At 63.2% G+C, this 6701-nt stretch carries 5 protein-coding genes and 1 pseudogene; 1 reads left to right on the top strand and 5 read right to left on the bottom strand.

All coding sequences use genetic code 11. The features are described 5' to 3' along the window. The 5 genes from Q0S16_RS04960 to Q0S16_RS04940 all read right to left on the bottom strand — a co-directional run. Positions 1-794: ABC transporter ATP-binding protein (locus Q0S16_RS04960; RefSeq protein WP_295845729.1), on the bottom strand; the 794-nt coding region annotated here is incomplete at its 3' end. After that, complete coding sequence (locus Q0S16_RS04955) at positions 787-1701, bottom strand: ABC transporter permease (RefSeq protein WP_295845727.1); 915 nt, start codon at positions 1699-1701, stop codon at positions 787-789. The genes Q0S16_RS04960 and Q0S16_RS04955, both read right to left, overlap by 8 nt. Before the next feature lie 7 nt (positions 1702-1708). After that, positions 1709-2782: an ABC transporter permease gene (locus Q0S16_RS04950; protein WP_295845724.1), complete on the bottom strand. Its 1074-nt coding sequence runs from the start codon at positions 2780-2782 to the stop codon at positions 1709-1711. A 7-nt stretch (positions 2783-2789) separates the two neighbouring features. Further along, entirely contained in the window at positions 2790-4427 is a 1638-nt protein-coding gene (locus tag Q0S16_RS04945; RefSeq protein WP_295845721.1) for an ABC transporter substrate-binding protein, read from the bottom strand. 65 nt (positions 4428-4492) lie between these two features. Beyond that, positions 4493-5917, bottom strand: a complete 1425-nt coding sequence (locus tag Q0S16_RS04940) for an amidohydrolase (protein ID WP_295845718.1) — start codon at positions 5915-5917, stop codon at positions 4493-4495. Between the two features lie 446 nt (positions 5918-6363). On the opposite strand from Q0S16_RS04940, the pseudogene Q0S16_RS04935 reads away from it, so the two are divergent. Beyond that, a pseudogene (locus Q0S16_RS04935) lies at positions 6364-6701 on the top strand (IS701 family transposase); the annotation flags it as partial.

Below are 6701 nucleotides of genomic sequence, written 5' to 3'. Positions count from 1 at the left end.
TCGACCGGACGGTCGAGCCGCGGCAGGCTGTCGAGCAGCGCGCGCGTATAGGGATGCTCGGCGTGCTTGAGGTCGCGCGCCGGAATGTCCTCGACGATGCGGCCGGCATACATCACCAGCACGCGGTCGCAGAAGTCAGCGACCAGGTTGAGATCGTGGCTGATGAACATCAGCCCGGCGCCGCGCCGGCTGACCAGCTCATCGAGAATGGTCAGCACCTGGCGCCGCACGGTGACGTCTAGCGCCGAGGTCGGCTCGTCAGCGATGATCAGGTCCGGCTCCAGTATCAGCATCATCGCAATCATGATGCGCTGGCCCATGCCGCCGGACACTTCATGCGGCAGTAATTCGAACACCCGTTGGGGATTGCGGATATTGACCGCCTCCAGCATCGCCATCGCCTTGTCGCGCGCCTCGGCCTTGCTCGACGGCGTATGCACGCGGTAGGCCTCGACGATCTGGTGACCAACCCGCATCAACGGGTTCAGCGAGAATTTCGGATCCTGCAGGATCATCGAGATGCGCTTGCCGCGGATCTTGCGCATCTCCGGCTCGGTGGCGGCGAGCAGGTCGATACCATCGAAGTTGAGCGTCTTTGCCGTGATCTGCGCGCCCTTCGGCGTCAGCCGCAGGATCGAGCGGCCGGTCTGCGACTTGCCCGATCCGGATTCGCCGACGATGCCGACCTTCTCACGGCCGACCGTGAACGAAATCCCGCGCACCGCGTGCGTGACGTTACGCCCGCCATGGAACGAGATGTTGAGGTCCTCGACCTGCAGCAGCGGCTCAACCATGACGCGGATCCATCATGTCACGCAGCCCGTCGCCGAGCAGGTTGAAGGCGAGGCTGACCGTCAGGATGGCGGTGCCCGGAATCGCCGCGATCAGGCCGTTGGTGAAAATGAACTCGCGTGCCGACGACAGCATGGTGCCCCATTCCGGGCTCGGCGGCTGCGCGCCGAGCCCGAGAAAACCGAGACCGGCGGCGGTAAGGATGATCGCGGCCATGTTCAACGTGACCCGCACGATCACCGACGGGATGCACATCGGCATGATGTGATTGAAGATGATCCGCAGGCTCGATGCCTTCTGCAATCGCACCGCGGCAATGTAATCCGACTTGCGGATCGACAGCGTCTCGGCGCGGGCCAGCCGCGCGATCGGCGGCCACGCCGCCAGCGAGATCGCGATGATCGCGTTCTCGATGCCGGGACCAAGCGCGGCCACGAAGGCGAGCGCCAGAATGAGACTTGGAAACGCCAGAAATACATCGACGATCCGCATCAACACGGTATCGACCCAGCCACCGAGATAGCCCGCCGTGGTGCCTACCAGCAGGCCGATCGGCGCGGCGATAACCGCCGTCAGCCCGGCGATGTACAGCGTGATCCGGGCGCCGAACACCAGCCGGCTGAATACGTCGCGGCCGAGTTCGTCGGTGCCGAGCCAGTGAATGGCGGATGGTTTCTGCAGCCGGATCGACAGGTCCTGGGCGAAGATGTCGTGGTTGGCGACCCACGGCGCGAAAACCGCCAGCAGCGTCACCACCAGGATGACGGTGCCGCCGAACATCACCGACGGGTTGGAGCGCAGCGCTCGCCAGGACAGCCACAATTGCTGCGCCCGCGCCTGCCATGATGAGGTTGGGACCGGCGCCCTGAGCCAGGCCGATAGCGAAATCGAACGGACATCGTCTGCCATGGTTGCCTCAGCGAGTTCGGGGATCGAAGACCCGGTACAGCAGGTCGCAGACGATGTTGAGGCCGATAAAGATCACGCCGATCAGGATGGTGCAGCCCACCACCGCATTCATGTCGCCGGCCAGCAGCGCATTGGTGAGATAGCGGCCGAAGCCGGGCCAGGCGAACACCGTTTCGGTCAGCACCGCGCCTTCCAGCAGAAAAGCGTAGGACAGCGCCACCACGGTGATGACCTGCACCGCGACATTGCGGAAGGCGTGGACCCAGACTGTACGCGACCAGGACAGCCCCTTGACGCGGGCGGTGACGACATATTCCTGGCCGAGCTGCTCGATCATGAAGCTGCGGGTCATACGGCTGATATAGGTCAGCGCACTGAAGCCGAGGATCGAGGCCGGCAGCACGATATGACCGAACACGTCCTTGAACAGCGCCCAGTCTCCCGTCAGCGCGGCGTCGATCATATAGAAGCCGGTGCGCGGCTCGAGGTCGAGCTCGTACATGGTGTCGATACGGCCAGGCCCGCCGACCCAGCCCAGCGTGGCATAGAACAGCGACAGGCCCATCAGGCCGAGCCAGAAATGCGGCGTCGAATAGCCGAGCAGGCCAACGAAGCGCACGAGATGATCGAGCGGCGAACCGCGGTACATCGCCGACAGCACACCAGCGGGAACGCCGAGCCCGGTGCCGATCAGGATCGCGACGCTGGCCAGTTCAAGAGTCGCCGGGAACACCCGGATGATGTCGGTAGCGACCGGCCGGCCGGTGGTCAGAGCGTTGCCGAAGTCGAACTGGACGAGGTGGCCGAGATAGACCGCGAATTGCTTCCACAGCGGCTGGTCGAGGCCGAGCTGCTTGTACATCGCCAGATAGGCGTCATGGGTGGCGTTGGGACCGAGCACGGCGATCACCGGATCGAGCGGCAGCAGATGACCGATGAAGAAGGTTAGCGCCGCCAGCCCGATCAGCGTTGTCACCACCGAGACCGCGCCATTGCCGAGCGACCGCGCCAGAGTCAAAAGGCGCCGCCGGCGGTCCGACCTCCGGGGATGCCGCGACGCCATGCTGGCTGCATCGGTCATGATGCCACTATTTGCTGGCGGGGGCGTAATAGGTGCGAAAACCGTTCCAAGTCCAGTTCTTCACATCGTTGCGGATGGCAGCGATGTTGTACATCTGGAACATGATCGCGAACGGCCCCTTCGCCATCGCATCCCTCTGCAACTCGGCATACAGCGCATTGCGCTTGGCGACGTCGGGCTCGAGCAGCGCGACATCGACCTTTTCGTTCAACTCCTTCGACTGGAAGCCGGTACGCCAAACCGGAATCTGGGTGAGCTTGGCTTCCGGGCGGCTGTCGGGATTATAGACCAGCCGCGAGGCGTTGCCGTGCGCGTCCGGGACGCTGGTCTGCCAGGCCTGCATCGCGCTCTGATAGTCGCGACCGCGCACCTTGGCGAAAAGCTGCGCGTTCGACATCCGCTCCAGCGTCAGCTTGACGCCGACGCGGGCCGCGTTCTGCTGCACGCTCTGCGCCAGCGGCGCGGAATGCTGCAGCGTTCCGAAAATCAGTTTTGCGGTGAAGCCGTCGGCATAACCCGCTTCGGTCAAGAGCGCCTTGGCCTTGTCGAGGTCAAGCTTGAACGGCTGCCCCTCGCTCTCGTCCAGCGCACCGACAGCGCCGATCTGGGCGAAGCTGGCGCGCGGTACGCCGAGATTGGTCATCACCGTCTTGGCCAGGCCGTCATAGTCGATCAGGTAGCGCATCGCGAGGCGTACCTTTTCATTGCCGAACGGGCCTTCGGTGGTGTTGAAGGTCCAGAAGAACAGTTGCGGCTTCAGCACCTTCGCGATGGTGACGTCCTTCGACGTCTCGAAATCCTTGAGATCTTCCGGTGTCAGGTCGCGCGCCACGTCGACATCGCCCTGCCCCAGCATCAGCCGCTGCGTACCGGCCTCGGCCACATGCTTGATCAGCACGCGCTTGATCGCCGGCTTCACGCCCCAGTAATTGTCATTGGCCTGCAGCAACACGGATTCGCTGGCGTTCCACTGCGCCAGCCGGTACGGGCCGATACATTCGGTATGGGTGGCGAGGTACTTGTTACCCATGTCGCCATTGAGCTGATTGGCCATCAGGACCTTGATGTCCATCGCCGCGCTGACGCGGTTGGCGCCGATCGCCTGCATCACCAGTGTCGTCGGATAGGCCTTGTCGAAGGTCAGCACGACCGTTGCGTCATCGGGCGCGGTGATGCGCTGGTCGACGTTGTCCTTCGTAAAACCGTATTCGGTTAAAGTGGTGGCATTGCCGGAGCCGAGCTTGACCACGCGCTGCATGCTCTGCGCGACGTCCTGCGCGGTGGCGATATTGCCCGACGGGAATTTGGCGCCGTTGCGGATCTTGAAGGTGATGGTCTGGCGATCCGGTGACACCGTCCAGCTTTCGGCGAATAGCGGAACGATCTTGCGCTCGTCGGCCGGATCGAAATCGACCAGGCTGTCACAGGTATTTTGCAGGATTTCGTTGGTGACGACCTCGCCGACCTGGGCGGGATCGAAGGTCGAGATGGCGTCAATGTTCCAGGCCATCACCAGCGCGGTCTTCGGCGTCGCCGCCTGCATCGCGGTCGCCGACAGCAACAGCCAGGAAACCACGCCAAGGTTGAGCAGCGGGCGATGCCACGTTTGATTGGCCGCGGCGACGAGGAGACGGTGATCAGACATGGTTGCGATCCTTCTGGTGAAACTCGTCGACACCGGCCGACAGTTCAGCGTCGCAACCGCGGCGCCTAGATGACGGGACGCGGCTGCAGCGGCGGATTAATTTCGGGCGGGATCGGACAGATGTAGGGCGTCGCCGCGGTACGCGCGCGAATGTCAGCCCTCGCGCGGTCGATCAGGCTGCTATCAGTCAGCGCCTCAACGGCAGTGGCCGCCATGATCTTGGCGGCATGCACCATGCCCTTATGGGCGGCCGGCGACTTGCCTTGCGCGACGATCTGCCAGGAATGGCCGGGCGTGCCGATCGCATGGGTGGCGACGCGGGCTTCCACGGTCGGCACTACCCAGCTGACGTCGGCGACGTCGGTCGAGCCGATCATCGGCTCGCCCTTGGCGTCGAACGGCACGACAAAATCGCACAACGGCGTATCATCGCGCCGCGGCAGCCCGACCCGCAGATAGTCGCTCTGGATGTCCTCGTCGGACAGCGTCTTCTGGATGTCGGCGGCGAACGCCCGGTCGGCGTCGTCGAACAGCACCGGGCCCAGCCGCTGCATCGCGTCGTTCATCGCCGCTTCGAGCGGGGTATTGCCGAGCTTGTTGGAGACCGCGCTGATGACGGTCATTTTCACGGTGGTCTCGGTCATCAGCGCCGCGCCCTCGGCGACTTTCTTGACCCGTTCGTTGAGCGCGAACATGCCGCGCAGATCGCGCGAGCGGACGGCGTAGCGGACTTTCGCCGAAGCCTGCACCACATTGGGCGCGATGCCGCCGGAATCGAGCATGGCGTAGTGAATGCGCGCATCCGCGGGCATGTGCTCGCGCATGTAATTGACACCGACATTCATCAGTTCGACCGCGTCGAGCGCGGAGCGGCCGAGATGCGGCGCGACCGCGGCATGGCTGGCGCGGCCGGTGAACTGGAAATCCATCCGCGTATTGGCCAGCGACATGGCTTCATCGACCCGGGTCATCGCCGCCGGATGCCAGGTGATGGCAATGTCGACGCCGTCGAATTCGCCAGCGCGGACCATGAACGACTTGGCGGCGCCGCCCTCCTCGGCCGGACAGCCATAATAGCGCACGCGGCCGGGCGTTCCGGTCGCGGCGAGCCAGTCCTTGATCGCGGTGGCGGCGAGCATCGCCGCCGAGCCAAGCAGATTGTGACCGCAGCCATGGCCGTGTCCGCCCGCCACCACTTCCTTGTGCTCGGCGATGCCGGCGACCTGACTGAGGCCGGGCAGCGCGTCATATTCGCCGAGGATGGCGATGATCGGCCCGCCTTCGCCGGCCTCGCCCATCACCGCGGTCGGAATGCCGGCGAGATTCTCCTTCACGCGAAACCCGAGGCCGGTCAGCATCCCGGTGTGCTCGGCCACCGATTTGTATTCGGTATAGGCGATCTCCGGAATCTCCCAGATCCGGTCCGCGAGCGCCTCGAATTCCGGCCGGTGGTTATCGACAAGCTGCCAGATCTGGTCCGAATTGCGCATGGGGCTCTCATTGTTCGATGGGGTCATCGGCTCGAGCCAGCTTGCCTGCGCTCCGCCGTCGACCGCGTTGCGACAAGCATAAGCGGCCCGACTTCAGCGACACCAGTTCATTGTCAGTTCGATTCTATGCGCGATCGGAATAGTTCGGAGACGGGGCATCGGCATGGAATTGCCACGCGCTGATTGCCCGCTGAAGCTGCAGGGCAACGAGGCTGATGAAGATCAATGAGGCATAAAATACGGCAGGTAACGCTTAAAGCGAAGCCCTGACTGGGCCGGCAAAACCGTGCCGAAGATAAATGGTGCGCCACTCAGAATAAAACCGCGAACACGTATGTGATTGAAGTTGCGATATAATTTCGGTCCGAGGTTTGCCTCCATTCAGCGTTGGTCGGCCCTAGCATTACAGTTACGCTTTCTGAAGATTTCTGAATCCATGGGCAACCATGATTCGAAGATCGTGGACGCAGACAGCGTCGATTGAAGAAACGCTTGGATTATTGGCTGCGTCGCTTCATGAGGTGAAGAAGCGGATACGTCCGTTGTTCGGGTAAGAACGTGTTGCGAGGAACGCAGGCCTATTTCTGGAGGGTCTGCTGGGCGATGAGCAACGCAAGACCGGTTGGATGCGCGCGGAGGCAGCTGGTGATCCTGGTCCATGGCGGCAGCAGGCGATCCTGGGTCGCAGGGATCGGGATGCTGATGCCTTGCGCGATATCGTGCGCGACTATGTCATTGAGCATTTGGCAGATGACGATGCTGTTCTCGTCATCGACGAGACCGG

This window comes from Tardiphaga sp. (assembly GCF_025356345.1).
In the GTDB taxonomy this organism is placed as follows: domain Bacteria; phylum Pseudomonadota; class Alphaproteobacteria; order Rhizobiales; family Xanthobacteraceae; genus Tardiphaga.
Note: the sequence above shows the minus strand (reverse complement) of the source record. Positions and strands in the feature narration are given on the sequence as shown.